The 26636-nt window shown below is 64.6% G+C and carries 22 protein-coding genes and 1 pseudogene; all 23 read left to right on the forward strand.

From position 1 onward, the window contains the following. Window positions 1-40 precede the first annotated feature (40 nt). The 23 genes and pseudogenes from alaS to metK all read left to right on the forward strand — a co-directional run bounded on the left by alaS (window position 41) and on the right by metK (window position 26627). Window positions 41-2701, forward strand: a complete 2661-nt coding sequence (gene alaS, locus ACSS7Z_RS10100; RefSeq protein ID WP_438254529.1) for an alanine--tRNA ligase — start codon at window positions 41-43, stop codon at window positions 2699-2701. Continuing rightward, on the forward strand, window positions 2698-3174 hold the full coding sequence (gene ruvX, locus ACSS7Z_RS10105) for a Holliday junction resolvase RuvX (protein ID WP_438254530.1): 477 nt from the start codon (window positions 2698-2700) through the stop codon (window positions 3172-3174). The genes alaS and ruvX overlap by 4 nt, the downstream gene beginning before the upstream one ends. 2 nt (window positions 3175-3176) lie before the next feature. Beyond that, window positions 3177-4547, forward strand: coding sequence for an endolytic transglycosylase MltG (gene mltG / locus ACSS7Z_RS10110; RefSeq protein WP_438254531.1), 1371 nt, complete (start codon window positions 3177-3179; stop codon window positions 4545-4547). Between the two features lie 4 nt (window positions 4548-4551). Further along, a complete protein-coding gene (locus ACSS7Z_RS10115; protein WP_438254532.1) occupies window positions 4552-5367 on the forward strand; it encodes a shikimate dehydrogenase family protein in 816 nt (271 codons plus the stop codon). A 64-nt stretch (window positions 5368-5431) separates the two neighbouring features. Next, entirely contained in the window at window positions 5432-6661 is a 1230-nt protein-coding gene (aroC, locus tag ACSS7Z_RS10120; protein WP_438254533.1) for a chorismate synthase, read from the forward strand. Beyond that, window positions 6648-7166 carry a shikimate kinase gene (locus ACSS7Z_RS10125; protein ID WP_438254535.1) on the forward strand — a complete coding sequence of 173 codons (519 nt, stop codon included), beginning with the start codon at window positions 6648-6650 and terminating at the stop codon, window positions 7164-7166. The genes aroC and ACSS7Z_RS10125 overlap by 14 nt, the downstream gene beginning before the upstream one ends. Further along, the gene (aroB, locus tag ACSS7Z_RS10130) at window positions 7163-8251 is read left to right on the forward strand and encodes a 3-dehydroquinate synthase (protein WP_438254536.1); all 1089 of its coding nucleotides are present in this window, start codon (window positions 7163-7165) and stop codon (window positions 8249-8251) included. The genes ACSS7Z_RS10125 and aroB overlap by 4 nt, the downstream gene beginning before the upstream one ends. Then, window positions 8248-8718 (forward strand): annotated as a pseudogene (locus ACSS7Z_RS10135) (GNAT family N-acetyltransferase); the annotation flags it as partial. The gene aroB and the pseudogene ACSS7Z_RS10135, both read left to right, overlap by 4 nt. A gap of 39 nt (window positions 8719-8757) precedes the next feature. After that, window positions 8758-9222 carry a type II 3-dehydroquinate dehydratase gene (locus ACSS7Z_RS10140; RefSeq protein WP_438254856.1) on the forward strand — a complete coding sequence of 155 codons (465 nt, stop codon included), beginning with the start codon at window positions 8758-8760 and terminating at the stop codon, window positions 9220-9222. A 92-nt stretch (window positions 9223-9314) separates the two neighbouring features. Then, window positions 9315-9875: an elongation factor P gene (gene efp, locus ACSS7Z_RS10145; RefSeq protein ID WP_438254537.1), complete on the forward strand. Its 561-nt coding sequence runs from the start codon at window positions 9315-9317 to the stop codon at window positions 9873-9875. A gap of 3 nt (window positions 9876-9878) precedes the next feature. Beyond that, window positions 9879-10289 (forward strand): transcription antitermination factor NusB, encoded by a 411-nt coding sequence (gene nusB, locus ACSS7Z_RS10150; protein WP_438254538.1) that lies wholly within the window; start codon window positions 9879-9881, stop codon window positions 10287-10289. Window positions 10290-10375: 86 nt separating this feature from the next. Further along, window positions 10376-13636 (forward strand): DEAD/DEAH box helicase, encoded by a 3261-nt coding sequence (locus ACSS7Z_RS10155; protein WP_438254539.1) that lies wholly within the window; start codon window positions 10376-10378, stop codon window positions 13634-13636. Between the two features lie 86 nt (window positions 13637-13722). Then, a complete protein-coding gene (locus tag ACSS7Z_RS10160) occupies window positions 13723-15291 on the forward strand; it encodes a Rieske 2Fe-2S domain-containing protein (protein WP_438254540.1) in 1569 nt (522 codons plus the stop codon). A gap of 300 nt (window positions 15292-15591) precedes the next feature. Then, entirely contained in the window at window positions 15592-16122 is a 531-nt protein-coding gene (gene pyrR / locus ACSS7Z_RS10165; protein WP_438254541.1) for a bifunctional pyr operon transcriptional regulator/uracil phosphoribosyltransferase PyrR, read from the forward strand. Then, window positions 16119-17081 (forward strand): aspartate carbamoyltransferase catalytic subunit, encoded by a 963-nt coding sequence (locus tag ACSS7Z_RS10170; RefSeq protein WP_438254542.1) that lies wholly within the window; start codon window positions 16119-16121, stop codon window positions 17079-17081. Before pyrR ends, ACSS7Z_RS10170 begins: the two co-directional genes overlap by 4 nt. After that, window positions 17081-18385: a dihydroorotase gene (locus tag ACSS7Z_RS10175; protein WP_438254543.1), complete on the forward strand. Its 1305-nt coding sequence runs from the start codon at window positions 17081-17083 to the stop codon at window positions 18383-18385. Before ACSS7Z_RS10170 ends, ACSS7Z_RS10175 begins: the two co-directional genes overlap by 1 nt. Beyond that, the gene (locus ACSS7Z_RS10180; RefSeq protein WP_438254544.1) at window positions 18382-18891 is read left to right on the forward strand and encodes a PH-like domain-containing protein; all 510 of its coding nucleotides are present in this window, start codon (window positions 18382-18384) and stop codon (window positions 18889-18891) included. The genes ACSS7Z_RS10175 and ACSS7Z_RS10180 overlap by 4 nt, the downstream gene beginning before the upstream one ends. After that, on the forward strand, window positions 18888-20030 hold the full coding sequence (gene carA / locus ACSS7Z_RS10185) for a glutamine-hydrolyzing carbamoyl-phosphate synthase small subunit (RefSeq protein ID WP_438254545.1): 1143 nt from the start codon (window positions 18888-18890) through the stop codon (window positions 20028-20030). The genes ACSS7Z_RS10180 and carA overlap by 4 nt, the downstream gene beginning before the upstream one ends. Continuing rightward, window positions 20030-23317 (forward strand): carbamoyl-phosphate synthase large subunit, encoded by a 3288-nt coding sequence (carB, locus tag ACSS7Z_RS10190; protein ID WP_438254546.1) that lies wholly within the window; start codon window positions 20030-20032, stop codon window positions 23315-23317. The genes carA and carB overlap by 1 nt, the downstream gene beginning before the upstream one ends. After that, complete coding sequence (pyrF, locus tag ACSS7Z_RS10195) at window positions 23314-24177, forward strand: orotidine-5'-phosphate decarboxylase (RefSeq protein ID WP_438254548.1); 864 nt, start codon at window positions 23314-23316, stop codon at window positions 24175-24177. The genes carB and pyrF overlap by 4 nt, the downstream gene beginning before the upstream one ends. After that, window positions 24170-25075 carry a guanylate kinase gene (gmk, locus tag ACSS7Z_RS10200; RefSeq protein WP_438254550.1) on the forward strand — a complete coding sequence of 302 codons (906 nt, stop codon included), beginning with the start codon at window positions 24170-24172 and terminating at the stop codon, window positions 25073-25075. The genes pyrF and gmk overlap by 8 nt, the downstream gene beginning before the upstream one ends. Window positions 25076-25158: 83 nt before the next feature. After that, window positions 25159-25416 (forward strand): DNA-directed RNA polymerase subunit omega, encoded by a 258-nt coding sequence (rpoZ, locus tag ACSS7Z_RS10205; protein WP_438254551.1) that lies wholly within the window; start codon window positions 25159-25161, stop codon window positions 25414-25416. 14 nt (window positions 25417-25430) lie between these two features. Beyond that, on the forward strand, window positions 25431-26627 hold the full coding sequence (metK, locus tag ACSS7Z_RS10210) for a methionine adenosyltransferase (protein WP_438254553.1): 1197 nt from the start codon (window positions 25431-25433) through the stop codon (window positions 26625-26627). Window positions 26628-26636 lie beyond the last annotated feature (9 nt).

A 26636-nucleotide genomic window follows, 5' to 3' on the forward strand; every position in this document is an offset into this window, starting at 1 on the left:
GCTGCGATTATTCGTCTCACACAAGGACAGCCGTACCCCTATGAAAACCGCGGACATCGCGCAGCGCTACCTGAATTTCTTCGAAAAGAACGACCACACGATCGTTCCCTCCGCGTCGCTGGTGAGCGACGACCCGACGGTGATGTTCACCATCGCCGGAATGGTCCCGTTCGTGCCGTACCTGACCGGCGTCGTACCTGCTCCGTTCCTGAGAGCGGCCGATGTGCAGAAGTGCATCCGCACCAACGACATCGAAGAGGTCGGCAAGACGGCTCGTCATGGAACGTTCTTCCAGATGCTGGGCAACTGGTCTTTCGGCGATTACTTCAAGGAAGGCGCGATCTCCTACGCGTGGGAGCTGCTCACAACGTCCGAGGCCGATGGCGGACTCGGCTTCGCGGAGAAGGACATCTGGGTCACCGTCTACGAGACAGATGACGAAGCAGCGCTGCTCTGGCAGAAGATCGCTGGCCTCCCCGCCGAGCGCATCCAGCGGATGGGGCGCGAGGACAACTACTGGCACACCGGTCAGCCAGGACCCGGTGGCCCCTGCTCAGAGATTTACATAGACCGTGGTCCGGCGTACGGCCGCGACGGTGGTCCGATCGTGGATGACAACCGCTTCACCGAGATCTGGAATCTCGTGTTCATGCAGGATCTGCTTTCGGATGTGCGCACGAAGGTCGACTTCGACATCGCCGGGTCGCTGCCCAAGCGCAACATCGACACCGGCATGGGGCTTGAGCGCGTTGCGATGTTCAAGCAGGGCGCCGAGAACATGTACGAAACCGATCAGGTGCGTCCGGTTCTGGACCGCGCGATGGAGATCTCCGGACGCAAGTACGGCGTCGATCACACCGATGACGTCCGTTTCCGCATCGTTGCCGATCACGTGCGCTCTTCGCTGATGCTGCTCTCTGATGGAGTGAAGCCTGCGAATGACGGCCGCGGGTATATCCTCCGTCGTTTGATGCGCCGCACCGTTCGCTCGATGCGGCTGCTCGGCGTTGACGCTCCGATCTTCCCCGAGCTGTTCGCCGCTTCGCGCGATGCGATGAAGGCGTCGTACCCGGTGTTGGAGACGGAGTGGGATCGTCTGTCCGGTCTCGCGAACGCGGAAGAGGTCACCTTCCTTCGTACGCTGGCACAGGGCTCGACGATCCTCGATCTCGCACTGGATGCGACGAAGCAGGCTGAGAAGAAGACTCTGGCCGGCCCCGAGGCCTTCCTGCTGCACGACACCTACGGCTTCCCGATCGACCTCACCCTGGAGATCGCCGAAGAAGCGGGACTCAGTGTCGACCGCGAGTCGTTCGACTCGCTGATGCTGGAGCAGCGCACCCGGGCGAAGGCGGATGCGAAGAGTCGCAAGCGCCAACTCGCCGACGTTTCGGTGTACCGCGAGTTCCGTGCCCTGGGTGAGACCGGGTTCGCCGGGTACTCGGATCTGAACATCGACTCTCGTGTGCTCGGCATTCTTGTGGACGGTCAGCCCGCAACCTTCGCCACGGAGGGGCAGGTTGCCGAGATCATCCTCGCGGAGACCACCCTGTACGCGGAGTCCGGGGGACAGGTCTCCGACAAGGGCAGCATCGTCGGCGCCGGTTTCGAACTCGACGTTCTCGACGTGCAGAAGCCGGTTGCCGGCCTCATCAGCCACACGGTGCACGTCACCAGCGGAACCGTCGCGGTCGATGATCGAGCCACTACGCAGGTGGATGCCGCGAACCGTCGCGCAGCTCGGCAGGCGCACTCGGCAACGCACCTGGTCCACGCAGCCCTGCGCGACACGCTCGGCTCGGGCGCCACCCAGGCGGGCTCCCTCAACCGCGCCGGTTACATGCGCTTCGACTTCTCGTGGTCACAGGCGCTGTCTGCCGAGACACGCACCGAGATCGAAGACATCACGAACCGCGCGGTTCAGGACGCTCTTGAGGTCACCACACGAATCGTTTCTCTTGACGAGGCCAAAGAAGCCGGAGCAATGGCTCTGTTTGGTGAGAAATACGGAGATGTCGTGCGCATGGTCGACATCGGCGGTCCCTGGTCACGGGAACTGTGCGCAGGGACGCACGTGAATTCCAGCTCGGAGATTGGTCTGGTCAGCGTGGTCGGTGAAGCATCGGTCGGGGCATCCAACCGCCGTATCGAGGCGCTGGTCGGTCAGGACGCGTTCCGCGAGCTCGCCGCCGAGCGTGCCATCGTCTCGCAGCTGACGACGGCGCTCAAGACCCCCCGTGAGCAGCTGCCGGATCGGATCGCGGAGATCGCCGCGAATCTGAAGGCCGCTGAGAAGCGCATCGCACAGTTCGAAGCGAAGGAACGCGAAGGGCGTGTCCCCGCGATTGCGGAGGCTGCGCAGCAGGTTGGCGCCTACCGGGTCGCTGCGGTGTCTGTCGGCGAAGTGGGCTCAGCGGACGATGTCCGAGGCCTGGCGCTCTCGGTGCGCGAGCGCCTCGGATCGACTGCTGCAGTGGTCGCCCTGGGCGGCATTGCTGGCGGACGCCCGGTGGTCGTAGTCGCGACGAACGACTCCGCACGCTCGGCGGGCGCGAAGGCCGGTGCGCTGGCGAAGCGTGCGGCGGGTGTGCTCGGTGGTGGCGGCGGCGGACGCGATGACGTGGCCCAGGGCGGTGGAACGGATGCCTCGGCACTCGACGCAGCGCTGGACGCGGTGGTCGCGGAGCTTCGTAGCGCGTGAGCGGCGGCTTCCGCCGCGGTGTGCGGCTTGGCATCGATGTGGGCAAAGCCCGCGTCGGCGTGGCGCGATGCGACCCGGACGGCATGTTGGCCGTCCCGGTTGAAACTGTGCCACGATCGGACACCTCTCTCACCCGCATCGCAGAGCTTGCGGGGGAGTACGGGCCGATGGAGTTCGTCGTCGGGCTGCCAGTGAACATGCAGGGTGCTGATACCCCGTCAACCACGGATGCCCGTGAGTTCGCCGCCGCGTTGCAGCGGCTGACCGGTGTGCCCGTACGCATGATGGATGAACGGCTGAGCACCGTCACCGCACACTCGGCTTTACGGTCTTCTGGGCGAAATCAGCGAAACTCTCGTAGCATTGTCGATCAGGTCGCGGCGGTGGTTCTGCTGCAGCACGCGATCGACACGGAGAAGAGCACCGGTATCCCGGCCGGTGTCGCTGTGCCGCTTGATGAGGAGCCCGCCTGAGCATGCCCGAACGTGAGACCCCCGACCACGATTCGCATTCAGTTTCCGACGCACTGTTCGAAAACCTGCCGGCGCCGGCGCATCGCGCACCCGCGTCTGATTTTGCCCCGCCGACGCCCGGATCACGACGGGCGCGTCGAGAAGGCGTAGCGCCGACTGCCGCAGCAGCTGCGTTGCCAGAAAGTCACGGCGCTGCCCGCGAAGGCACCGCCCCGACTGTCGCCGCACCCGCACCCGCGCAGCAGCCGACTCTCGATGACCTGTTTCAGCCTGAGCATGAAGAAGCACACCACGCCGCGCCGAAGAAACGACGCCGCAAGGGATGTCTGATCGCGCTGCTGGTTCTGCTCGTCCTTATCGGCGGCGCCGTCTACGGCGGTTTCTGGGCGATGAACAACTACGGCGACAGGATCAACGAGGTGATGGGCTGGGGAGAGCCGGCGGACTGGGAGCCGGGCCTGGCAACAGGCGAGACAACGGTGACAGTCTTCGCCGGTGATACCGGAAGCCCGGTCTCCACAGCCCTGTACGAAGCCGGAGTCACCAAGACTGAAGATGTCTTCTATGACTATCTCGTCAAGGAGAACATCGATTTCACGATCTATCCGGGCATCTACACGCTTCAGCAGAAGATGACGGCGCAGGCCGCTCTCGAAGCTCTCAACAATCCCGCCAACAAGGTGGAGAATTCGGTCGGAATCGCCGAAGGCGGCACCGTCGAGCCTTCGTTGATCGCGATCAGTGAGAGCCTCGGCATTCCGTTGGAGGAGATGAAGGCTGCGGTGGCCGATCCACGGGCGTACGGTGTGGATGCAGACAGCCTCGAGGGCTGGCTGTTCCCGGCTGTCTATACGTTTGACCCCGATGTGACTGCTCAGCAGGTCATCCAGCGGATGGTGGATCGCACGCGTGAGTCCCTGGCCGAGGCGGGAGTTCCGGCGGGGGACGAGAATCGGGTATTGACGATCGCATCCATAATTCAGCGTGAAGGTCGCCTCGACGACTTCGCGAAGGTATCTCGCGTCATTCAGAATCGTCTCGATGACGGGATGATGCTGCAGATGGATTCCACATCGCAGTACGGCTACGGCGAATTGCATGCCGGCGTTGTCAGCACTTCTGAAGAGGCGCAGTACGACGACAACCCGTGGAACACATACGTTCACACAGGACTCCCGGTCGGTCCGATCGCCAGCCCCAGCAGCGCAGCAATCGAGGCCGCGATGCATCCGGTCGATGGCCCCTGGTTCTACTTCGTGACGATCAACATGGCGACGGGCGAGACGGTGTTCTCCACGACGTACGAGGAGCATCAGGCGGCGATCGAGCAGTGGGGTCAGTGGTGCGACGCCAACCCCGATCAGGGGTGTTGAACGAATGATGTCTCGTCGCCTCGCGGTCTGGGGCGATCCGATCGCTCACAGCAAATCTCCGCTCCTGCACAGCGCTGCCTATCGTGCACTCGGGCTGGACTGGGCGTATGGCCGACAGCGGGTGGATGCCCACGGCTTCATCGAGGCGTTCGAGGAACTCGATGGCACATGGCGCGGCCTGTCGGTGACCATGCCGCTGAAGGAGCAGGCCTATGCGGTCGCATCCGTGCGGGATCGCCACGCGGAGTTGACGGGAGCGGTGAACACACTGCTCCTCGGTGACACCGTCGCGGGATTCAACACCGATGTCGGGGGAATCGTCGATGCTTTCGCTGAGAACGGCATCCGCTCCTGCCCCAGCGGGCGTGTGCTGGGCGCCGGTGCAACGGCCTCCTCGGCTCTGGTGGCTCTTGCCGAGCTCGGCGCCGAGCAGATCGACGTACGCGCGCGCCGGCCTGAGCGCGCCGCTGGGCTGGTCGCGCTGGGAACCAGCCTGGGCACCACCGTGGTGGTCAGAGACTTCGCTGCCGATGCCGCGCCGGTGAGTGCGACGGTGGCGACGCTTCCGAGCGGCACCGTTCTCGATGACGGGGTTGCGGCGAAGTTCGCAGAAACCGGCGGCGCACTTCTGGACGCGGCCTATGCGCCCTGGCCGTCGGCGCTGGCAGCGCGATGGGCTGCGCCGACGGTGATCTCGGGGCTGGAGATGCTTCTGCATCAGGCTGTACGTCAGGTGCGCATCTTCGTCGCAGGCGATCCGAGTGCCGAGCTCGTCGATGAGGCAGCAGTGGTCGCTGCGATGCGCGCGGCACTGATCTGACCGGGCGTGTTCGCCGGGGCGTCACGCGGCCGGGCTGAGACCAAACACATGCCAAACTAGAGGCATGCTCCGCGTGCTCACGGCCGGCGAATCGCACGGTCCCGAACTCATTGCCGTCATGGAAGGGCTGCCCTCCGGCGTCCCGATCTCCTCCGAGGCCATTCAGGCCGATCTCGCACGCCGAAAGCTCGGCTACGGTCGCGGCTCGCGCATGAAATTCGAGCAGGACGAACTGAGCATCTCCGGTGGCGTCCGCCACGGTAAGAGCCTGGGAAGCCCGATCGCCCTGCGCATCGGCAACACCGAATGGCCGAAGTGGGTAGAGGTGATGAGTCCGGAGCCGGTGGAGCTCACCGACAAGTCCCGCGGCCGCTCCGCTCCGCTGACCCGTCCACGACCGGGCCACGCTGACCTGGTCGGAATGCAGAAGTACGACTTCGATGAGGCGCGTCCGATCCTGGAGCGTGCCAGCGCGCGTGAAACCGCGGCGCGTGTCGCGCTGGGGGCCGTCGCGCGTTCGTTCCTGAGCGAGCTGGGCATCCGCCTCGTCAGTCACACGCTGTCGATCGGTCCGGTCCAGGCCCCTGACGGTGCGGTGCTCCCGACGCCGGACGATGTCGATGCGCTCGACGCCGATCCGCTGCGGTGCTTCGACGCGGAAACCTCCGCACGCATGGTTGCTGAGATCGATGATGCGCGCAAGCACGGCGATACCCTCGGCGGCATCGTCGAGGTGCTCGCTTACGGGCTTCCGCCCGGCCTCGGCTCCCACGTGCACTGGGACCGTCGTCTGGATGGCCGTCTCGCGCAGGCTGTGATGAGCATCCAGGCGATCAAGGCCGTGGAGATCGGCGACGGCTTCGAGACCACCCGCCGCCGTGGCTCGGCCGCACACGATGAGCTTTTCGCCGCAGAACGCGGCATCACACGCGCTTCCGATCGTGCTGGCGGTACCGAGGGCGGCATGTCCACCGGCACCGTGCTGCGCGTTCGCGCAGGTATGAAGCCGATCGCGACAGTGCCGCGCTCCCTGCGCACTATCGACGTCGCCACCGGTGACACCGCAACCGCGCACCATCAGCGTTCAGATATCAGCGCGGTGCCCGCAGCCGGCGTTGTGGCCGAGGCGATGGTGGCAGTGGAACTGGCGAACTCCGTGCTGGAGAAGTTCGGCGGCGACAGCATCCGCGAGACGCTTCGCAACCTCAACAGCTATCTCGAAGCGATTCCGGCGGAACTGCGCACGGCTCCCGCTTCCGAGGCCGCGCTGATCGCCCACGATGAGCAGTCCTGAGCAGTTGACTCTCGTGCTCGTCGGCCCGATGGGCGCGGGAAAGACGAGCGTGGGTCGCCGTGTGGCCAAGACGCTCGGCGTCGGCTTCACCGACACCGACAAATACATCGTTGCCGAGCACGGACCGATCCCAGACATCTTCGCCGCGCACGGCGAACAGCGCTTTCGCGCGTTGGAGTGCGCCGCTGTGGCTGCAGCGCTGAAACACGGGGGAGTGATCTCCCTGGGTGGAGGCGCCGTCACTTCGGCGGACACCCGGAAACTGCTGCATGAGCATCCGGTTGCGTTCCTCGCTGTCACACCGGAAGCAGTCGCAGCACGGATCCGATCCGGTGGGCGCCCGATGCTCGCGGGAGATGAAGACCCGCTTGAGCGGTGGAAGAGCATCTACGAGCAGCGTCGCGGCTGGTACGACGAGGTCGCGACCGAAACATTCGACACGTCACGTCGACCGATGCAGCGCATCGCCGACGAGATTGCAGCCTGGAGGAAGAACCTGAGATGAGTACCACCACGATCAGCGTGACCGGACAGGCAGCGTACGACATCACCGTCGGCCGTGGCATCCTCGACCAGGTCTCTGCCGCCCTCGACCCGGCTGTGCGCAAGATTCTTGTGGTGCACCCGCCGACGCTGGCGGTGCGTGCCGCCGAGTTGCGCGATCGCCTGCTCGCCGACACGACGGACGGGCCGCGGGAAGTTCTGCTCGCCGAGATTCCGGATGCTGAGCAGGGCAAACGCATCGAGGTCGCAGCCTTCTGCTGGCAGGTTATGGGACAGGCGGACTTCACGCGCACGGACGCGGTGATCGGCTACGGCGGCGGTTCTGTGACCGATGTCGCCGGATTCGTCGCCGCCACCTGGCTGCGCGGTGTGCAGGTCATCCAGGTTCCGACCACCGTGCTCGGCCTGGTCGATGCCGCCGTCGGCGGAAAGACCGGCGTCAACACCGCCGAGGGCAAGAACCTGGTCGGCGCCTTCTGGCCGCCGCAGGCGGTGATCGGAGATCTGGATGAGCTCGCCAGCCTGAGCGCCCACGAGGCAACCGCAGGCTTCGCCGAGGTGGTCAAGGCCGGATTCATCTGGGCTCCAGAGATTCTCGACATCATCGAGGCAGATCCCACCCGCGCTGTCGACCCGACAACCGCAGAGTTCCGCCGTGCTGTGGAACTCGCCATCGGTATGAAAGCCCAGGTCGTCTCGGAAGACTTCCGCGAGGCCGGTCAGCGCGAGATCCTCAATTACGGGCACACGCTCGGGCACGCGATCGAGCACGCTGAACGGTACCGCTGGCGTCATGGCGCTGCGATCTCGGTCGGCATGCTGTTCGCCGCCGAGATCTCCCGTCTTGCCGGTCGACTCAGTGACGCATCCGCGGACCGGCATCGCAGTGTGCTCGAGTCGCTCGGACTGCCGACCAGCTATCGCGCCGGAGCCTGGCAGACTCTGCTGGCCAGCATGCAGCGGGACAAGAAGAGCCGGGGCGGGATGCTGCGCTTCATCGTGCTCGACGAGATCGCCAAGCCCACCGTGCTGCAAGCTCCGGATGAAACCCTGCTGTTCGCCGCCTACCAGGAGGTCGGGGCGTGAGCGTCGAAGTTCGGCGTGTTCGCGCTGATGACTGGCGCCAGGTGCGGGCCAGCCGACTGGAGGCACTCGCGGACGAGGCAGCGCCGATCGCGTTTCTCGACACCGTCGACAACGCCACGGCGCAGTCCGACGAGTTCTGGCAGGAACGCGCTGCGAATGCCGCCAGCGGCGATGCCGTGGCGCAGTTTGTCGCCGTCGACGGTGATGTCTGGGTCGGGTCCGCAACGGTGCTGCGGCGTGAAGCCGGGGAAACCGATCACCATGGCCGGACCCTCACTGCCGCACGTGGGGATGTGGTCGGTGTATTCGTGCGCCCATCCCACCGCGGCCAGGGTGTTGTCGATGCCCTGTTCGCGGCGGCCGCCGGATGGGCGCGTTCGCTGGGCGATGCAGCTCTCACGCTTGACGTGCACGCCGACAACGCGCGGGCACAGGGCGCGTACCAGCGCGCCGGTTTCACCCCGACCGGGCTCCAGTTCACCGGGACGATCGGAGCAGAGCTGGAGATGGCGCAAGACCTGGCTGTAGCCACACCGCATCGCCGCATCCTGCTCGTGAACGGCCCGAACCTCAATCTGCTCGGCACTCGTCAGCCGGAGATCTACGGTACCGCCACGCTGACCGACGTCGAGCAGATCACCGCTGACGCTGCAGCACAGGCGGGCTTCCAGGTGCGCAGCATCCAGAGCAATCATGAGGGCGTGCTGATCGATGCGATTCACGCAGCACGGGAAGACTGCCTAGGAATCGTGATCAACCCGGGCGGGCTGACCCACACCTCGGTTGCGCTGCGCGATGCCCTCACCGGGGTCTCGCTGCCTTTCGCTGAGATTCACATCTCCGACGTGAACGCCCGAGAGGAATTTCGACGCTTCTCCTACCTCCACGATGTGGCGGCGGTGCGGGTCATTGGCGAGGGCGTCGACGGCTACGCGAGCGCAGTTCGTCAGCTCGCGGCGCTCATCGCGTAGAATCGACTGTCGGCCCCCACTAACTCGGTCCCTGAGCCTGTCGAAGGGCAGTGAGCGGTCCTTCCCAATAAACGAAACGGAACTCTGAACGCATGGCATCCACCGCAGACATCAAGAACGGCGTCGTCCTCAGCATCGACGGACAGCTCTGGAACGTCATCGAGTTCCAGCACGTCAAGCCCGGCAAGGGTGGCGCGTTCGTGCGTACCAAGCTGAAGAACGTCGTCTCCGGCAAGACCGTCGACCGCACCTACAACGCGGGCGCGAAGATCGATATCGAGAACGTCGATCGTCGTGACTTCACCTACCTGTACGCAGACGGCGACGGCTTCGTGTTCATGGACACGACCGACTACGACCAGATCACGGTCGGCGCTGCCACCGTCGGCGACGCGAAGAACTTCCTGCTCGAGAACCAGCAGGTCACGATCGCGCTGAACAACGGCAACCCGCTGTACCTCGACCTTCCGACATCCGTCATCCTCGAGGTGACCTACTCGGAGCCTGGTCTGCAGGGCGACCGCTCCTCGGCCGGCACCAAGCCCGCCACCGTCGAGACCGGTTACGAGATGCAGGTTCCGCTGTTCGTCGAGACCGGCACGAAGATCAAGGTCGACACCCGCACGGGTGAGTACCTCGGTCGCGAGAAGTAAGGCGTGAGCGCTCGGACGAAGGCGCGCAAGCGCGCACTCGACATTCTCTTCTCGTCAGACGTACGCGGCGATGACCTCGCCGTGACGCTGGCGGCAGAAGCAAAACGTGCTGCCAGCGAGCCTGCACGAGAGGCCTCCTGGCTCTACGCCCGCGAAATCGTCGACGGAATCTCCGATCACCGCGATGAGATCGACGAGAACATCATCACGCACAGTCGTGATTGGAAAATTGAGCGGATGCCGGCCGTTGACCGCGCTCTGCTGCGCATCGGCGTGTGGGAGATCGTCTACAACGATGAGGTCCCGACGGCCGTTGCTATCGATGAGGCAGTGGAGCTTGCCAAAGAGTTCTCCACGGACGATTCCGGTGCATTCGTGCACGGCGTTCTCGCTCGGGTTGCTCGCTCGAGCTGAGCCTCACCATCGCCATCGCGACTTCGCGGTGATATCGGCCTTGTCGATGTCACCGCGCTGTCTGCCGTCACGGAGAGGATGCCATCATGTCTGCTCCGTACATTGATGAATCCGATCTTTCGCGGATGATCGATCGTGGAAGCTATGAGCGTGGCCGTGCGTACTTCCTCGAGGGGATGGTCTCCGAACTGCGTTGGAGTGCAGATTCGGATACTTTGACCGCCAGCGTCCGCGGATCGGGTAACGCGCTCTACCGCTGCGTCGTGCGAATGAAGCCGGGAACCGCGCAGATCACGGTAGCCACCTGCTTGTGCCCGGTTCCGCGCACCTGCAAGCATGTCGTCGCGGTTGTGCTCACAAGCAACGCAGAACACGACGATGTCGCGGACGAATCCGTGGCAGCAGCGGAGCCGGCACGCCCAGGATGGCGCACTCTGCTCGAGGGCTCGACATCGGGAAAGACGCCCACCGCTCTGGCGTTGGGTATCGAACTTCGACACCGTTCCGCGCAGGGCGTCCATCAGTGGGCGCGGCGGCCGATGCGACCCGCCACAGCACGAGATGTCGCGCGCGGCGAGGGAGAACTTCTCGTCGGCATCCGACCGCTCATGCGCAGCGAGACAACAGGCTCATGGATCCATGGGACGGTGTCATGGGACTCCGTGCGGCGCTCAGGTACGCAGTTCGGTAAGGATCGCGTGCGGTGGTTCGCAGACTTGCTCAGCATCTCGCGTGATTCGCTGCTATCGGGCACTGCGGGTGATTGGCTCGTGCTGGACCACGTCGAATCGAACCTGCTCTGGGCGCACCTGCGCGCCGGAGCGGCACTGGGTATCCCGCTCGTCTCCACGCAGAAGAGCTTCACTTTCGCGATGGCCGAGGAAGGCTCGGTCACCGCTCAGGTCGTGCGGGCCGAAGACGGCGATCTGTCGGTGAGTGCCGAAGTCACTCTCGACGGTCGGAGCATGGATGAAAGTCGTATTCATCCGATCGGTCATTCCGGGATATTCGCGGTCACGTCGATCGGGGCCAGAGTCTCCGTAACACTGGCCGAAGTGCCGCTGAGCGCTCCGGTGCGTGCACTGCTCGACGCGGGCGAGCCGCTGTCCGTCCCTGCTGAAGAAGAAGCCGTGTTCCTCCGTGACGCCTACCCGGTGCTGGCGCGCCGGGTCCACGTGCAGGCTGTCGGAAAAATCGAACTGCCGACGATCCCGCAGCCGATACCGACACTCACGATCTCCCACCACCCCGGAGACACGGTCCGCTATCGATTCGACTGGACCTATCGAGGGTTCGGACGCTTCCCGTTCACCGCCACCACGGATGCGGTTCGCGACGAAGACGCCGAGGCACAGCAACGCCCAACCCTCGAGGCACAGTGGAGCGAGGCAACAGGCCTGCGCTTCGCAGACAGCGGCGCGTTCGAAGATGTCGAGGCGGCCGAGTTCGTTACTCATATCGTCCCGGCGCTCGAGAAGCAGGGCATCACGGTCGTCGTATCAGGAAAGCGCAAGTCCTATCAGGAGCTCAGCGGAGTGCCGGAGATCACCGTTTCCACGGTTGAGAGCGCTGACTCGGACTGGTTCGATCTCGGTGTCCTGGTCAAGATCGATGGGCGGACCATCCCCTTCACTCCGCTGTTTCGCGCGCTGAGCATGCGCCGGACGAAGCTGCTTCTTGTCGACGGCAGCTACTTCTCGCTGGCACATCCGGCACTGGATACACTGCGTGAACTCATCGACGAGGCCACCGAACTGTCGGAATGGGAAACCGCTCCGCGCATCAGCAGATACCAAACCGATCTCTGGGAAGAGTTCGAGGATCTTGCCGACGAAGCGCTACCTGCGACGAGCTGGCGCGCCACCGCTAACGGACTTCGGGCTGCGAGCGGAGTGCCACCGGCCGAGCTGCCTCAGGGGCTGAACGCTGAGTTGCGTCCCTATCAGAAGGCAGGGTTCGACTGGCTCGCCTTTCTCTGGGGACATCGCCTGGGCGGCATCCTCGCCGATGACATGGGTCTCGGAAAGACCCTGCAGCTGCTGACGCTCATCCTGCATGCACGCGAATCGGGCGAAACGCGACCGTTCCTCGTCATCGCTCCGACGTCCGTGCTGTCGACCTGGCAGGACGAAGCGACGCGATTCGCCCCGGGGCTGCGCGTTCAGATCATCGACGGCACGAGTGGCAGACGGGTCTCCTCGATCGCAGAGACCGCGAAGGATGCCGATCTCATCGTCACTTCGTACACATTGGCCAGGCTGGACGCCGATGAGTACGAATCGATCGAGTGGGCAGGTCTCATCCTCGATGAGGCGCAGTTCGTGAAGAACGCGTCGACGAAACAACATCGTGCTGTGGCCTCGCTGCGCGCCGATGTGACATTCGCTGTGACGGGCACGCCCATGGAGAACAGCCTCAGCGATATCTGGGCGTTGCTGAAACTCGCAGCTCCCGGACTCTTCCCCTCAGCCCGGAAGTTTCGGCAGGACTACATCCAGCCGATCGAGAAGGGAAAGGTGCCGGAGAACGAGGAAGGCAGTGAGTATCGCCAGCGGCGTCTGGAACGGCTGCGCCGCCGAATCCGTCCGCTGATGCTGCGCCGCACCAAGGAACTCGTCGCGACCGATCTTCCGGAGAAGCAGGAACAGCTGCTGCATGTCGAGCTGAGCCCGGCGCATCGGGCGCTCTACGACACTGTGCTGCAGCGTGAACGCCAGAAAGTGCTCGGGCTGCTGAAGGATCTTGATCGTAACCGGTTCATCGTGTTTCGTTCGTTGACGATGCTGCGGATGCTGAGCCTTGCGCCGGGGCTGGTGGACGAATCCGATGCGAAGATCGGTTCGCGCAAGCTGGACGCTCTGATCGAGCGAGTCATCGAGTTGCAGACCGAACATCATCGCGCGCTCGTCTTCAGCCAGTTCACCTCGTTCCTGCAAATGGCCGCGGCTCGTTTGGATCGAGCGGGGATCCCGTACGTATATTTGGACGGCTCCACACGAAACCGGCAGAGCGTCATTCAGGAGTTCCGCACAGGTGAGCAGCCGGTGTTCCTGATCAGCCTGAAATCCGGTGGGTTCGGGCTCACTCTGACCGAGGCCGACTACGTCTTCATGCTCGACCCGTGGTGGAACCCAGCGGCCGAGTCGCAGGCCGTCGACCGTGCTCATCGCATCGGCCAGGACAAACAGGTGTTCGTCTATCGGATGATCTCTGCGGGCACCATCGAGGAGAAGGTGCTGGCGTTGCAGCAGCGCAAGGCGCGTCTGTTCACGGCCGTGATGGATGACGAGGCGTTGTTCTCCCAGGCGCTGACCGCTGACGACATCCGCGGACTCTTCGAGGACTGAGCCACCGGGAGTATCTCCGGCCCATCGCGGCGGATGCCCGGGCGTCCCCGGGTAGAATCGAGGCTTGCACAGCGGGAGGAAAAGCAATGCGGATCACGGGACTCGGCCACGCCGGGATGTTCATCGAGACGGTCGGCGGAAACATCATCTGCGACCCGGTGCTCGGCCCATCCTTCTACGGTTCGTGGTTCCCGTTCCCTGACAACCGTGGCCTGGAGTGGGAACGACTGGGCCGCGAAGCGGACTTCCTCTACATCTCGCACCGCCACCGTGATCACTTCGATCCGGCGCTGTTGGAGCGGTATATCCGCAAGGATATCGAGGTGCTCTTGCCGGAGTACCCGATCGATGACCTCGAGCAGGACATCCGAGCGCTCGGCTACCACAACATCACGTATGCTCCCGCCGGTGAAGTCATCGAGCGTGGCGATCTGAAGATCATGATTACACCGTTGCGTGCGCCCAGCGACGGCCCGATCGGTGACTCGTCGCTGAGTGTCGACGATGGCACCGCGTCGATCCTGAATCAGAACGACTCGCATCCCCTGGACCTGGAGACGCTGCTGAGCTTCGGCAAACCCGACGCCTATTTCACGCAGACCTCCGGCGCTATCTGGTGGCCGATGGTGTACGACCTGCCGCAGGACGCCAAGCAGAACTTTGCTCGTCTCAAGCGCGACGCGCAGAACAAGCGGGCGATGTTCTATATCGAGAAGGTCGATGCGCCGCACGTGTTCCCGATGGCGGGGCCACCGATGTTCCTGCGAGATGACCTATTCAAGTACAACGGCTTCGGCAAGGACGACGACTCGATCTTCACCGATCAGAAGCAGTTCATCGCGCATATGAAGGAGCTCGCTCCCCAGTACAACGGGCAGCTTTTCGTGCCCGGAACCGTCGTCGAATTGCAGGGCAGCGACCTCACCATGTCGCAGTCGCTCTACACGGATGACGAGATCGCGCACATCTTCGATGAAAAGTGGGACTACCTCGAGTCTCAGCGCGCGAGCCGGCAGCAGGAGATCCTTGACGAGGAAGCGTCCCGCGCCGAGGTTCTTCCGCCCGACGAGATGCTCGCCGCGATCAAGGCGTGGTGGGAGCCGCTGCTGAAGAAGTCGCGCACCATCCGGCTCGGTGTCGGAGGAAATGTGCGGTTCCGGATCGGTGAGCTCGACATGGTGGTCGACTTCCCCAAAGCGAAGGTTCGCGAGTATGCGGGGGAGGAGTGCATCTACTGGTACACGATTCCCGCCGACCTGGTGTCGACCAACATCGCCGACCACGAGATCGACTGGTCGAACTCGATCTTCCTCTCCATGCAGTTCTCGGTCGGCCGCAGCGGGAAGTTCAACGAGTTCCTCACCACGTTCCTCAAGTGCCTATCGGTGGACCGCATCGAGTACGTGGAGAACTGGTACTCCGAGCAGACCGACCAGACCGAGGATGCCGAGATCGGCGACTGGACCGTGCAGCGCCGTTGCCCGCACCTGCGCGCAGATCTCACCAAGACAGGCAAGGTCGATGAGGACGGCGTGCTCACCTGCAGCATGCACGACTGGAAGTGGGATCTGAAGACCGGTAAGTGCCTCAGCACCACCGGCCACGAGATCCGTGCGACGAAGTCCGCCGACGCGGCGCAGCCTCCGTCGTCCTGATTCATCCGATGCCATCCGCTCGCGTGTCTCAGTACGTGCGGGTCTCCGGCTCGATATCTGCACGTACTGTGACACGTGCGGCGGTGCGTCTCACTTAGTGTGGGAAGACCCCGGCCGAAGTCGCACGTACTGTGACACGGTCCGGCGGTGCGTCTCACTTAGTGTGGGAAGACCCCGGTCGAAGTCGCACGTACTGTGACACGGTCCGGCGGTGCGACCGGCGACGCTCGTGGGCACCTGTAGAATCAGAGGGTAAGCAACCTTTAACACCGTCCAGAGAGGCGGAGAAGGGAGCGGTAAATGAGCACGCGCACTGTGCTGCATGAAGCCGATATTTCCCGGGCTCTGACCCGTATTGCCCATGAGATCCTCGAATCCAACCGGGGAGCAGCCGATCTGGTGCTGCTGGGCATTCCTACTCGAGGCGTCGCCCTCGCACAGCGCCTCGGCGCTCTGATCAGCGATATCGCACAGACTGAGGTGCCGGTCGGCTCGCTGGATGTCACGCTGTTCCGCGACGATCTGGCCAAGCATCCGACGCGGTCGCCGCGACCGACCGAGATCCCCGCCGGCGGCATCGGCGGTAAGACGGTCGTGCTCGTTGATGACGTGCTCTTTTCCGGGCGCAGCATCCGCGCCGCGCTCGACGCGATCCAGTCGATCGGACGCCCATCCGTCGTCCGCCTCGCGATCCTCGTCGACCGTGGGCACCGTGAACTCCCGATCCGACCGGACTTCGTCGGCAAGAACATCCCGTCCGCACGCACCGAGCGCGTAAACGTGCGCCTGCACGAGTACGACGGCGCCGACGAGGTGACGATCGAATCATGAGGCACCTGCTCGATACAAAGACGCTCGACCGCGAGACGGCCCTGCGGATCCTCGATGTCGCGGAAGACATGTCCGACACGCAGTCGCGGGAGGTGAAGAAACTCCCCACCCTTCGCGGCAAGACCGTGGTCAACCTGTTCTTCGAAGACTCCACGCGCACGCGCATCTCGTTCGAGGCGGCCGCTAAACGGCTGTCGGCTGACGTGATCAACTTCGTGGCCAAGGGCTCCAGCGTCTCCAAGGGCGAAAGCCTGAAGGACACGGCGCAGACCCTCCAGGCGATGGGCGCGGATGCCGTGGTCATCCGGCATCCGGCATCTGGCGCACCGCGCACACTCGCCACCAGCGGCTGGATCTCCGCCGGCGTCGTCAACGCCGGTGACGGCACGCACGAGCATCCCACCCAGGCCCTGCTGGATGCCTTCACCATTCGCAAGCGACGCTTCGGCGCCGATAGCCGGGGGCGAGACCTCGCCGGGGTCACCGTCGTGATCGTGGGTGATGTGCTGCACTCCCGAGTCGCGCGTTCGAACGTGTGGCTACTGGCGGCCCTCGGCGCTGAGGTGACTCTCGTTTCGCCGCCGACGCTGCTGCCGCAGAACGTCTCGCAATGGCCGGTTCGCGTTCTCTACGACTTCGATGAGGCCCTACGCGAGGGACCGGATGCGGTCATGATGCTGCGCATCCAACTGGAACGCATGGGCGCCGCATATTTCCCCAGTGAGCGGGAATATTCCCAACGTTGGGGCCTGGATGCTGTGCGCGCAGCATCACTTCCGGGCGATAGCATTGTTATGCACCCGGGACCCATGAATCGCGGCCTGGAGATCTCCTCCGCAGCCGCTGACTCTCCGCGCTCCACGGTGCTGGAACAGGTCACCAACGGGGTGTCTGTGCGCATGGCGGTGCTGTACCTGCTTCTTGCCGGAGAACGAAACGACGAACGAGGGGAAAACTGATGACTGAGACCCTCGTAATCACGGGCGCCCAGTTGCTCGGAACCGACAGCGCGGACATCGTTGTCGAGGATGGCATGATCGCCGAGATCGGAACCGGCCTCAGCCGTTCCGGCGCGCGCATCATCGATGCGGCGGGGCTCGTTGCCCTCCCCGGCCTCGTGGATCTGCACACCCACCTGCGCGAGCCCGGGTATGAAGCATCCGAAACGATCCTGACCGGCACGAGAGCCGCGGCAGCAGGCGGCTTTACCGCGGTCTTCGCGATGCCGAACACGATGCCCGTCGCCGATTCCGCGGGAGTGGTAGAGCAGGAACTCGCCCTTGGCGAAGCTGCCGGCTACGCCACGGTCCAGCCGATCGGTGCTGTCACCGTCGGCCAGAAGGGCGAACGCCTCGCCGAGCTCGGCGCGATGGCATCCTCCCGGGCGAAGGTTCGGGTATTCAGCGATGACGGCTTCTGCGTCTTCGACCCCCTGATCATGCGCCGCGCACTCGAGTATGTGAAGTCCTTCGGCGGCGTCATCGCCCAGCACGCACAGGATCCTCGCCTGACCGAAGGCGCCCAGATGAACGAGGGTGCTGTCTCTGCCGAACTGGGCCTGGCCGGCTGGCCCGCCGTCGCCGAAGAGTCGATCATCGCGCGCGACGTGCTGCTGGCCGAACACGTGGGTTCGCGCCTGCACGTGTGCCATCTGTCCACCGCAGGTTCGGTCGACATCATCCGTTGGGCCAAGAAGCGCGGCATCAACGTCACAGCTGAAGTCACGCCGCACCACCTGCTGCTGACCGAAGAGCTGGTGCGCGGCTACGACCCGCGGTACAAGGTGAATCCTCCGCTGCGCCGCGAAGAAGATGTTCTCGCCGTGCGTGAGGGTCTCGCCGACGGCACGATCGACATCGTCGCCACCGATCATGCCCCGCACCCGAGTGAGAGCAAGGCCTGCGAATGGCAGGCTGCCGCCAACGGCATGGTGGGTCTCGAAAGCGCACTGCGTGTCGTGCATCAGTCGATGGTGCAGACCGGCCTGATCGGCTGGGCGGATGTGGCCAGGGTGATGAGCGCGGCTCCGGCACGAATCGGGATGCTGGAGGGCCATGGCACTCCGCTTGAGACCGGCCGGCCGGCTCAGATCACGCTGTACGATCCCAGCATCGCCGGCACATTCACCGCAGCCGACTTGCACGGTCGCAGCGAGAACTCGCCGTACCTCGGGCGTGAGCTTCCCGGTCGCGTGGAGTACACCGTGCACCACGGCCTGGTCACACTCGCATCGGGCATCGTTGTAGAGGAGTTGGGCGCGTGAGTACCCGCGATATTGCCATCGCGATCACGATCGCGGTCGCACTGCTGATTCTTCTTGCCATGCTCTTCGCGTGGCGACGACGATTGCGACGCGACTCGCAATTCTCGGCTCCGTTAGGAGTGCCCGAGCATGCCGAGGTCCGCTCCCGCCACGAAGTTCTCTACGTCTCCACAACGCGGCACGACGAGCCACTGGAGCGCCTGGCGATCTCGCCGCTGGCATACCGCGCCAGGGGAGAAGTAGCAGTCACCGACCGCGGGGCAGCCCTCTGTCTCGACGGCTCGCCCACCGTGTTCATCGCTTCTGCGTCACTCGTCGCGGTGGACCGCGCCTCCGTCACGATCGACCGGGTGGTCGAACCGGGCGGTCTCGTGCGATTGGCCTGGAAGCTCGACGACAACACGATCGTCGACTCGTATCTGCGCGCCACCAGCGGCGCCCCCGAAAACCTCATCTCAGATCTGCAGCGGCTCACCCCTGCTCACAACTCAGGAGCTACGTCATGACATTGCCTGAACCCGCCGTCCTTGTCCTGGAGGACGGAACCCGTCACACGGGCCGCGCCTACGGCGCACGCGGCACCACGCTCGGCGAGGTCGTCTTCGCCACCGGTATGAGCGGCTACCAGGAGACACTGACCGACCCGTCCTACGCCGGCCAGATCGTCCTGCAGACAGCACCGCACATCGGCATCACCGGGATGAACGAGGAAGACTCCGAGTCTCACCGCATCTGGGTCGCCGGCTACATCGTCCGCGACCCTTCGCGTGTCGTGTCCAACTGGCGCGCCGAGTCATCGCTCGACGCGGGCCTCATCAACGACGGCATCGTCGGCATCAGCGGTATCGACACGCGCTCGATCACCCGCCGTATCCGCTCGGCGGGATCCATGCGCGGAGGCATCTTCTCGGGTGCGGATGCCGCGCTCGATCCCGATGAGCAGCTGCGCATGGTGCAGCAGGCTCCGCAGATGAGCGGGCGTAACCTGTCGGCAGAAGTCTCTGTCGATGTCGTCACCGTGACGACCGCGGTGGGGGAGCGCCTGGGCAATCTCGCCGTGCTCGATCTCGGTGTCAAGCAGGCGACGATCGACAACCTCGCCGCTCGCGGCTTCGAGGTGCACGTGCTGCCGCAGACCTCGACGATCGAGGATATCCGCGCGATCGACCCGGCAGCAGTGTTCTACTCCAACGGCCCGGGCGACCCGGCTGCATCCGACGGCCACGTCGCGCTGCTGCGCGAGGTACTCGACGAGGGCCTGCCGTTCTTCGGCATCTGCTTCGGCAACCAGCTGCTCGGGCGGGCCCTGGGACTGGGCACCTACAAGCTTCCGTTCGGCCACCGAGGCATCAATCAGCCGGTGCTCGACAAGTCGACAGGCAAGGTTGAGATCACCGCGCACAACCACGGGTTCGCCGTAGAAGCGCCGCTGGAAGGGTCCTTCGAGAGCCCCAACGGCTACGGGCTGGTCGAGGTCAGCCACGTCGGCTTGAACGACAACGTCGTCGAGGGCCTCCGCGCCCTCGACATCCCGGCATTCTCGGTGCAGTACCACCCCGAGGCCGCTGCCGGTCCGCACGACGCCAACTATCTCTTCGACCGCTTCCGCGATCTGGTCATCGCCACCCAGGGAGACAAGAACTAATGCCCAAGCGCGACGACATCAAGTCCGTCCTCGTCATCGGCTCCGGCCCGATCGTCATCGGCCAGGCCTGCGAATTCGACTACTCCGGAACCCAGGCGTGCCGCGTGCTGCGCGAAGAGGGCGTGCGCGTCATCCTCGTGAACTCCAACCCGGCCACGATCATGACCGACCCTGACTTCGCGGATGCGACCTACATCGAGCCGATCACCTGGCAGGTCATCGAGACGATCATCGCCAAGGAGCGCCCCGACGCGATCCTCCCGACGCTTGGCGGTCAGACCGCCCTGAACGCCGCGATCGAGCTGCACAACCACGGCATCCTCGAGAAGTACGATATCGAGCTCATCGGCGCGAACTTCGAGGCCATCAACCGGGGCGAGGATCGTCAGATCTTCAAGCAGCTCGTGCTGGATGCCGGTGCCGATGTCGCTGACAGCCGCATCGCCCGCACCATGGACGAGGTGCTCGCCGGTGCTGCAGAGCTCGGATACCCGTTGGTCGTCCGCCCCAGCTTCACCATGGGCGGCCTCGGCTCCGGCTTCGCCTACGACGAAACCGACCTCCGTCGCATCGCCGGCGCCGGTCTGCACGACTCACCGACCAACGAGGTGCTCCTGGAGGAGTCGATCCTCGGCTGGAAGGAGTACGAGCTCGAGCTCATGCGTGACACGGCCGACAACACGGTCGTCGTCTGCTCCATCGAGAACGTCGACCCGGTCGGTGTGCACACCGGCGACTCGATCACCGTGGCACCCGCGCTCACCCTGACCGACCGCGAGTATCAGAAGATGCGCGACATCGGCATCGACATCATCCGCGCCGTCGGCGTGGACACCGGTGGATGCAACATCCAGTTCGCCGTTGACCCGTCCAACGGCCGCATCATCGTCATCGAGATGAACCCGCGCGTTTCGCGCTCGAGCGCGCTCGCTTCCAAAGCGACCGGTTTCCCGATCGCCAAGCTCGCCGCCAAGCTCGCGCTCGGCTACCGTCTCGACGAGATCCCGAACGACATCACCGGCGTGACGCCGGCGAGTTTCGAGCCCACGCTCGACTACGTCGTGGTCAAGGTTCCGCGCTTCGCGTTCGAGAAGTTCCCGGCGGCCGATGCCACGCTGACGACCACTATGAAGTCGGTCGGCGAGGCGATGGCCATTGGCCGCAACTACGCCACCGCGTTGCAGAAGGCGCTCCGCTCGCTGGAGAAGCGTGGTTCGAGCTTCCACTGGGGCGAGGAATCCCGCAGCGTCGAAGAGCTTCTGAATGTTTCGGAGACCCCCACCGACGGTCGAATCGTCGTGCTGCAGCAGGCGCTGCGCAAGGGCGCGACGATCGAGCAGGCATTCGAAGCCACGGCGATCGACCCCTGGTTCATCGACCAGATCGTACTGATCAACGAGGTCGCCGAGCACGTGCGCACGGCCGCGGAGCTCGACGCCGACACGATCCGTTATGCCAAGGATCACGGCTTCTCCGACGCGCAGCTCGCAGAGATCCGCGGTATCGACGAGGCAGCGGTTCGAAGCATCCGCCATGGTTTCGGTGTGCGCCCGGTGTTCAAAACCGTCGACACCTGCGCCGGCGAATTCCCGGCCACGACGCCGTACCACTACTCGAGCTACGACCTTGAGACCGAGGTCGCTCCCTCCGAGCGCACCAAGGTCGTCATCATCGGTTCCGGCCCGAACCGCATCGGCCAGGGTGTCGAATTCGACTACTCCTGCGTGCACGCATCCTTCGCGCTGTCGGATGCCGGATACGAGACCGTCATGGTCAACTGCAACCCGGAGACCGTCTCCACCGACTACGACACCTCGGACCGTCTCTACTTCGAGCCGCTGACGCTTGAGGACGTCCTCGAGGTGCTCGACGCGGAAGCTGCCAGCGGCACGATCCTCGGCGTCGTCTGCCAGCTCGGCGGACAGACCCCGCTGGGTCTCGCGAAGGGGATCCAGGCCGCCGGCTACACGGTCTTGGGCACCAGCCCCGAGGCGATCGACATCGCCGAGGAACGCGAGCTGTTCTCGCAGCTGCTCGACAGGGCCGGCCTCGTCGCGCCCCGCCACGGCACGGCGACGGACGCCGACGGCGCCGTTGTGATCGCCGAGGACATCGGATACCCGGTGCTCGTGCGCCCGAGCTTCGTGCTCGGCGGCCGCGGCATGGAGATTGTCTACGACACCCCGAGCCTGCGCGACTACTTCGTGCGCACCGCCGGTGAGGTCATCGTCGGTCCCGGCACCCCGCTGCTCGTCGACCGGTTCCTGGACGACGCCATCGAGCTCGATGTGGACGCACTGTACGACGGAAGCGAGTTGTACATCGGCGGTGTGATGGAGCACCTCGAAGAGGCTGGCATCCACTCCGGCGACTCCAGCTGCACGCTGCCCCCGATGTCGCTGGGTCGCAGCGACGTAGACCGTGTGCGTGAGGCGACTCTCGCGATCGCCGAGGGCGTCGGTGTACGGGGCCTGCTCAACGTGCAGTTCGCCGTCAGCGCGGATGTGCTCTACGTGATCGAGGCGAACCCGCGCGCAAGCCGCACCGTTCCCTTCGTGTCGAAGGCACTCGGCATTCCGATGGCGAAGGCCGCGAGCCGCATCATGGTGGGTGCAACGATCGCCGAGCTCAAGGACGAAGGTCTGCTGCCGCAGTCTGACGGCTCCCGCGTCCCGCTGGATGCTCCAGTTTCCGTCAAGGAAGCGGTGCTTCCGTTCAAGCGGTTCCGCACCAAGGACGGCAAGATCGTTGACTCCGTGCTCGGCCCGGAGATGCGCTCCACCGGTGAGGTCATGGGAATCGACAAGGACTTCCCGACCGCATTCGCGAAGAGTCAGGCTGCCGCGTACGGGGGCATGCCCACGTCCGGCACGGTGTTCATCTCGGTCGCCGACGCAGACAAGCGCGCAGTGATCCTGCCCGCGCACCGTCTGCAGCAGTTGGGCTTCGACCTTGTCGCAACCGAGGGCACGGCCGAGATTCTCTCGCGCAACGGCATCAAGGTGCAGGTCGTGTCGAAGTTCAGTGAGACCCAGCAGGACGGCCGCGAGAATATCGTCGACCTCATCAACAACGGCGCGATCGACATCATCGTGAACACGCCGTCCGGTGGGGCCGCACGCGCAGACGGTTACGAGATCCGCGCGGCAGCCGTGGCCGCAGACAAGGCGCTGTTCACGACCATCGCCGTGCTCGGCGCTGCCGTCAGCGGGATGGATGCCGCAGACCAGGGCTTCAGCGTCAAGAGCCTGCAGGAGTATGCGATCGACCGACAGGCAGCCCTGTGACCGAACGCTTCGGAGAGCGGGTCCGCGCAGTGCTCAGCACACGCGGCCCGCTCTGCGTGGGTATCGATCCGCACGGATCGTTGCTGCAGGCTTGGGGCCTGCCTGATTCAGCGGCAGGCGTACGCGATTTCGGCTTGCGGACCGTGGATGCTGCCATCGGACGCGTCGGTCTGGTGAAGCCGCAGGTGTCGTTCTTCGAGCGCTTCGGTTCGGCCGGATTCGCTGCGCTGGAAGATGTGCTCCGAGCCGCTCGTGACGCCGATCTGCTCGTGATTGCGGATGCCAAACGCGGCGACATCGGCACCACGATGGATGCTTATGCTGCGGCCTGGTTTACGCCCGGCTCGCCGCTCGAGGCAGATGCGCTCACGGTGAACCCTTATCTGGGCATCGGCACGCTGGATCACACGTTCTCGCTCGCGGAGAGTCATGGCAAGGGCGTGTTCGTCCTGGCCGCGACAAGTAACCCCGAGGCGCACGGTGTGCAGCGGGCGCGCACGATTGCGGATTCGGGCGTGGATGTCGGGCAGACCGTCTCCGGATCGATCATCGAACAGGTCAGCAGTCGTAACGCCCAGGTCACACCAGCCGGGCACTGGGCGAGCGTTGGTTTCGTCATCGGCGCAACCGTCGAATGGTCGGATGCCGGCATTTCACCGTTCGCCCCACCGGCACCCATCCTCGCGCCCGGGTTCGGCGCGCAGGGTGCAGGACCTGCCGATCTCTCCGCACGCTTCGGCGATGCAGCAGCGATGGTTATTGCGACCGAGAGTCGGAGCATCCTGTCAGCCGGTTTCGAGGCTCTGACCGCGACAATAGACTCCCGTGTTGCGGAGTATCAGGAGGCTCTGAATGGCTGAGCGCAGCATCCCCGAAGTAGATCGCGCCGCCGCGGCCCGTCGCGCCGTCGAGCGTCGTCGTGCGCGTGCTGCTGTGAAGCGTTCGCTCACGATGCGTGTCGTAGCGCCGCAGGCTGTCGCCCGGCAGGCATTCGATGATGCGGACTCGGTTGCCGGTTCCATGCGCATCACGGATTTTCTGATCGCGCTGCCAGCCATCGGTGTCGGCAAACGCGACCGGATTCTGCTTGACCTCGATATTTCGCCTGTGAAGCGCTTGGGCGGTCTCGGCGTCCGCCAGCGCACGAGCCTCCTGCAGTGGCTTGATCTTCGATTCCCTGAGCACGGTCCGCGCGCCGGACGCAGCCGACTGTTGGTTCTTGCCGGGCCCACTGCGGTCGGCAAGGGCACCGTTGCCGCCTACATCCGCGAGCATCACCCTGAGATCCACCTCTCGGTATCGGCGACCACCCGCGCGCCGCGCCCCGGCGAGACCGACGGCGTGCACTATTTCTTCGTCGACGAGGCCGAGTTCGATCGGATGGTTGCAGCGGGAGAGCTCCTGGAGCACGCGGTCGTTCATAATCGTTCGCGGTACGGCACACCGCGGCGCCCGATCGATGCCGCCCTGGCCGAGGGCAAGACTGTGCTGCTCGAGATCGATCTGCAGGGAGCGCGTCAGGTCCGTGCGGCAGAGCCTTCGGCGACGCTGGTGTTCCTGCTGCCGCCATCGTGGGATGAACTCGTGCACCGGCTGGTCGGCAGAGGGACCGAGGACGAAGAAGAGCGCGCCCGTCGACTGCGCACTGCGAAGGTCGAATTGGCCGCCCAGAATGAGTTCGATTATCTGATTGTGAACGAGGAAGTCGCCCGAGCTGCGCGCGAGGTCGTAGGATTGTCTGAGGCGTCTGCGCGCTGAGCGTTCCCTGAGCCCGTCAAAGGGTCGCGCGCCCGCCGATTCGACTTCGCGACGAACCCGTCGCCTGATCTGGAGGTCCCACCATGGCCGGACACCACACCAAGGGCATCATCGATCCCCCCATCGACAACCTGCTCGACCGCGTCGACTCGAAGTACGAGCTCGTGATCTACGCGTCCAAGCGTGCACGTCAGATCAACGACTACTACGCAGATCTCCACGAGGGCAACCTGTTCGACAACGTCGGACCGTTGGTCGACTCGTCCGTCGAGGACAAGCCGCTCACCATCGCGCTTCACGAGATCAACGAGGACAAGCTGCGCCTTCGCCACGTCGAGTGAGGGCTGCTTCGTCGATGAGCGCGCTGCGCCTTTTCACGTCTGAGTCCGTCACCGAGGGACACCCTGACAAGATCTGCGACCAGATCTCTGACAGCATCCTCGATGGGCTGATCGCTAAAGACCCCGGTTCACGAGTCGCGGTGGAGACCCTGGTCACCACCGGACTCGTGCACGTTGCAGGAGAGATCCGCACCGAGGCGTACGTCGATATTCCGACGATCGTCCGCGAGGTCGTCAACAGCATCGGATACACGTCCAGTGAGACCGGCTTTGACGGCGATTCCTGTGGCGTGAGCATTTCGGTGGGGGAGCAATCCGCCGATATCGCCCACGGCGTTGACCAGGCACAGGAACAGCGTGATGGCAGCTCGGTCGATGCGCTCGACAGCCTGGGCGCAGGCGATCAGGGCATCATGTTCGGGTTCGCGACGATCGAGACGCCGGAACTGATGCCGATGGCGGGGCACACTGCGCACCGGATCGCGGAGCGCCTCACCGAGGTGCGCCGTTCCGGCGAATTGGCCTTCCTGCGGCCGGACGGCAAGACCCAGGTCACACTCGGTTACGAGGGCTTCACGCCCAAGACGATCGATGCCGTCGTACTCTCCACGCAGCACCACCCCGACATTGCACAGGATGAGCTCAAGGAACAGGTTCGGCGCCTCGTCATCGACCCGGTTCTGGAGAGCACGGGCCTGGAGATGCCGGCAGCTGACCGCTACTTCATCAACCCGGCGGGCCCCTTCGTGACCGGTGGCCCCAAGGGCGACGCCGGGCTGACCGGTCGCAAGATCATCATCGACACCTACGGCGGTGCAGCGCGCCACGGCGGTGGTGCGTTCAGCGGCAAGGATCCGTCCAAAGTCGACCGCTCGGGCGCTTACGCGATGCGCTGGGTGGCGAAGAATGCCGTGGCAGCCGGCCTGGCCGATCGCCTCGAAGTGCAGGTCGCCTATGCGATCGGCGTCGCGCGTCCGGTCGGACTGTATGTCGAGACATTCGGAACCGGAAAGGTCTCCGACGAGGTGATCACCGAGGCGATTCGCACCGTCTTCGACCTCCGACCCCAGGCGATCATCGAAGAGCTGCAGTTGCTGCGTCCGATCTACCGGCAGACCGCAGCATACGGACACTTCGGCCGTGAGCTTCCCGACTTCACATGGGAGCGAACCGACCGCGCAGACGAGTTGCGCCGCGCCGCAGGACTGTGATGGGCACGC

The organism is Microbacterium wangyouchuni (assembly GCF_051546305.1).
Lineage (GTDB): Bacteria > Actinomycetota > Actinomycetes > Actinomycetales > Microbacteriaceae > Microbacterium.

Excerpts from the sequence above, each read along its gene's own strand:
- mltG (WP_438254531.1), top strand. The coding sequence starts at position 3,177 with ATGCCCGAACGTGAGACCCCCGACCACGATTCGCATTCAGTTTCCGAC.
- alaS (WP_438254529.1), top strand. The coding sequence starts at position 41 with ATGAAAACCGCGGACATCGCGCAGCGCTACCTGAATTTCTTCGAAAAG.
- carA (WP_438254545.1), top strand. The coding sequence starts at position 18,888 with ATGACATTGCCTGAACCCGCCGTCCTTGTCCTGGAGGACGGAACCCGT.
- ACSS7Z_RS10160 (WP_438254540.1), top strand. The coding sequence starts at position 13,723 with ATGCGGATCACGGGACTCGGCCACGCCGGGATGTTCATCGAGACGGTC.
- ACSS7Z_RS10125 (WP_438254535.1), top strand. The coding sequence starts at position 6,648 with ATGAGCAGTCCTGAGCAGTTGACTCTCGTGCTCGTCGGCCCGATGGGC.
- ACSS7Z_RS10155 (WP_438254539.1), top strand. The coding sequence starts at position 10,376 with ATGTCTGCTCCGTACATTGATGAATCCGATCTTTCGCGGATGATCGAT.
- efp (WP_438254537.1), top strand. The coding sequence starts at position 9,315 with ATGGCATCCACCGCAGACATCAAGAACGGCGTCGTCCTCAGCATCGAC.
- aroB (WP_438254536.1), top strand. The coding sequence starts at position 7,163 with ATGAGTACCACCACGATCAGCGTGACCGGACAGGCAGCGTACGACATC.
- rpoZ (WP_438254551.1), top strand. The coding sequence starts at position 25,159 with ATGGCCGGACACCACACCAAGGGCATCATCGATCCCCCCATCGACAAC.
- pyrR (WP_438254541.1), top strand. The coding sequence starts at position 15,592 with ATGAGCACGCGCACTGTGCTGCATGAAGCCGATATTTCCCGGGCTCTG.
- carB (WP_438254546.1), top strand. The coding sequence starts at position 20,030 with ATGCCCAAGCGCGACGACATCAAGTCCGTCCTCGTCATCGGCTCCGGC.
- gmk (WP_438254550.1), top strand. The coding sequence starts at position 24,170 with ATGGCTGAGCGCAGCATCCCCGAAGTAGATCGCGCCGCCGCGGCCCGT.
- ACSS7Z_RS10170 (WP_438254542.1), top strand. The coding sequence starts at position 16,119 with ATGAGGCACCTGCTCGATACAAAGACGCTCGACCGCGAGACGGCCCTG.
- metK (WP_438254553.1), top strand. The coding sequence starts at position 25,431 with ATGAGCGCGCTGCGCCTTTTCACGTCTGAGTCCGTCACCGAGGGACAC.
- ACSS7Z_RS10140 (WP_438254856.1), top strand. The coding sequence starts at position 8,758 with ATGGCGCAAGACCTGGCTGTAGCCACACCGCATCGCCGCATCCTGCTC.
- aroC (WP_438254533.1), top strand. The coding sequence starts at position 5,432 with ATGCTCCGCGTGCTCACGGCCGGCGAATCGCACGGTCCCGAACTCATT.
- ACSS7Z_RS10175 (WP_438254543.1), top strand. The coding sequence starts at position 17,081 with ATGACTGAGACCCTCGTAATCACGGGCGCCCAGTTGCTCGGAACCGAC.
- ACSS7Z_RS10115 (WP_438254532.1), top strand. The coding sequence starts at position 4,552 with ATGATGTCTCGTCGCCTCGCGGTCTGGGGCGATCCGATCGCTCACAGC.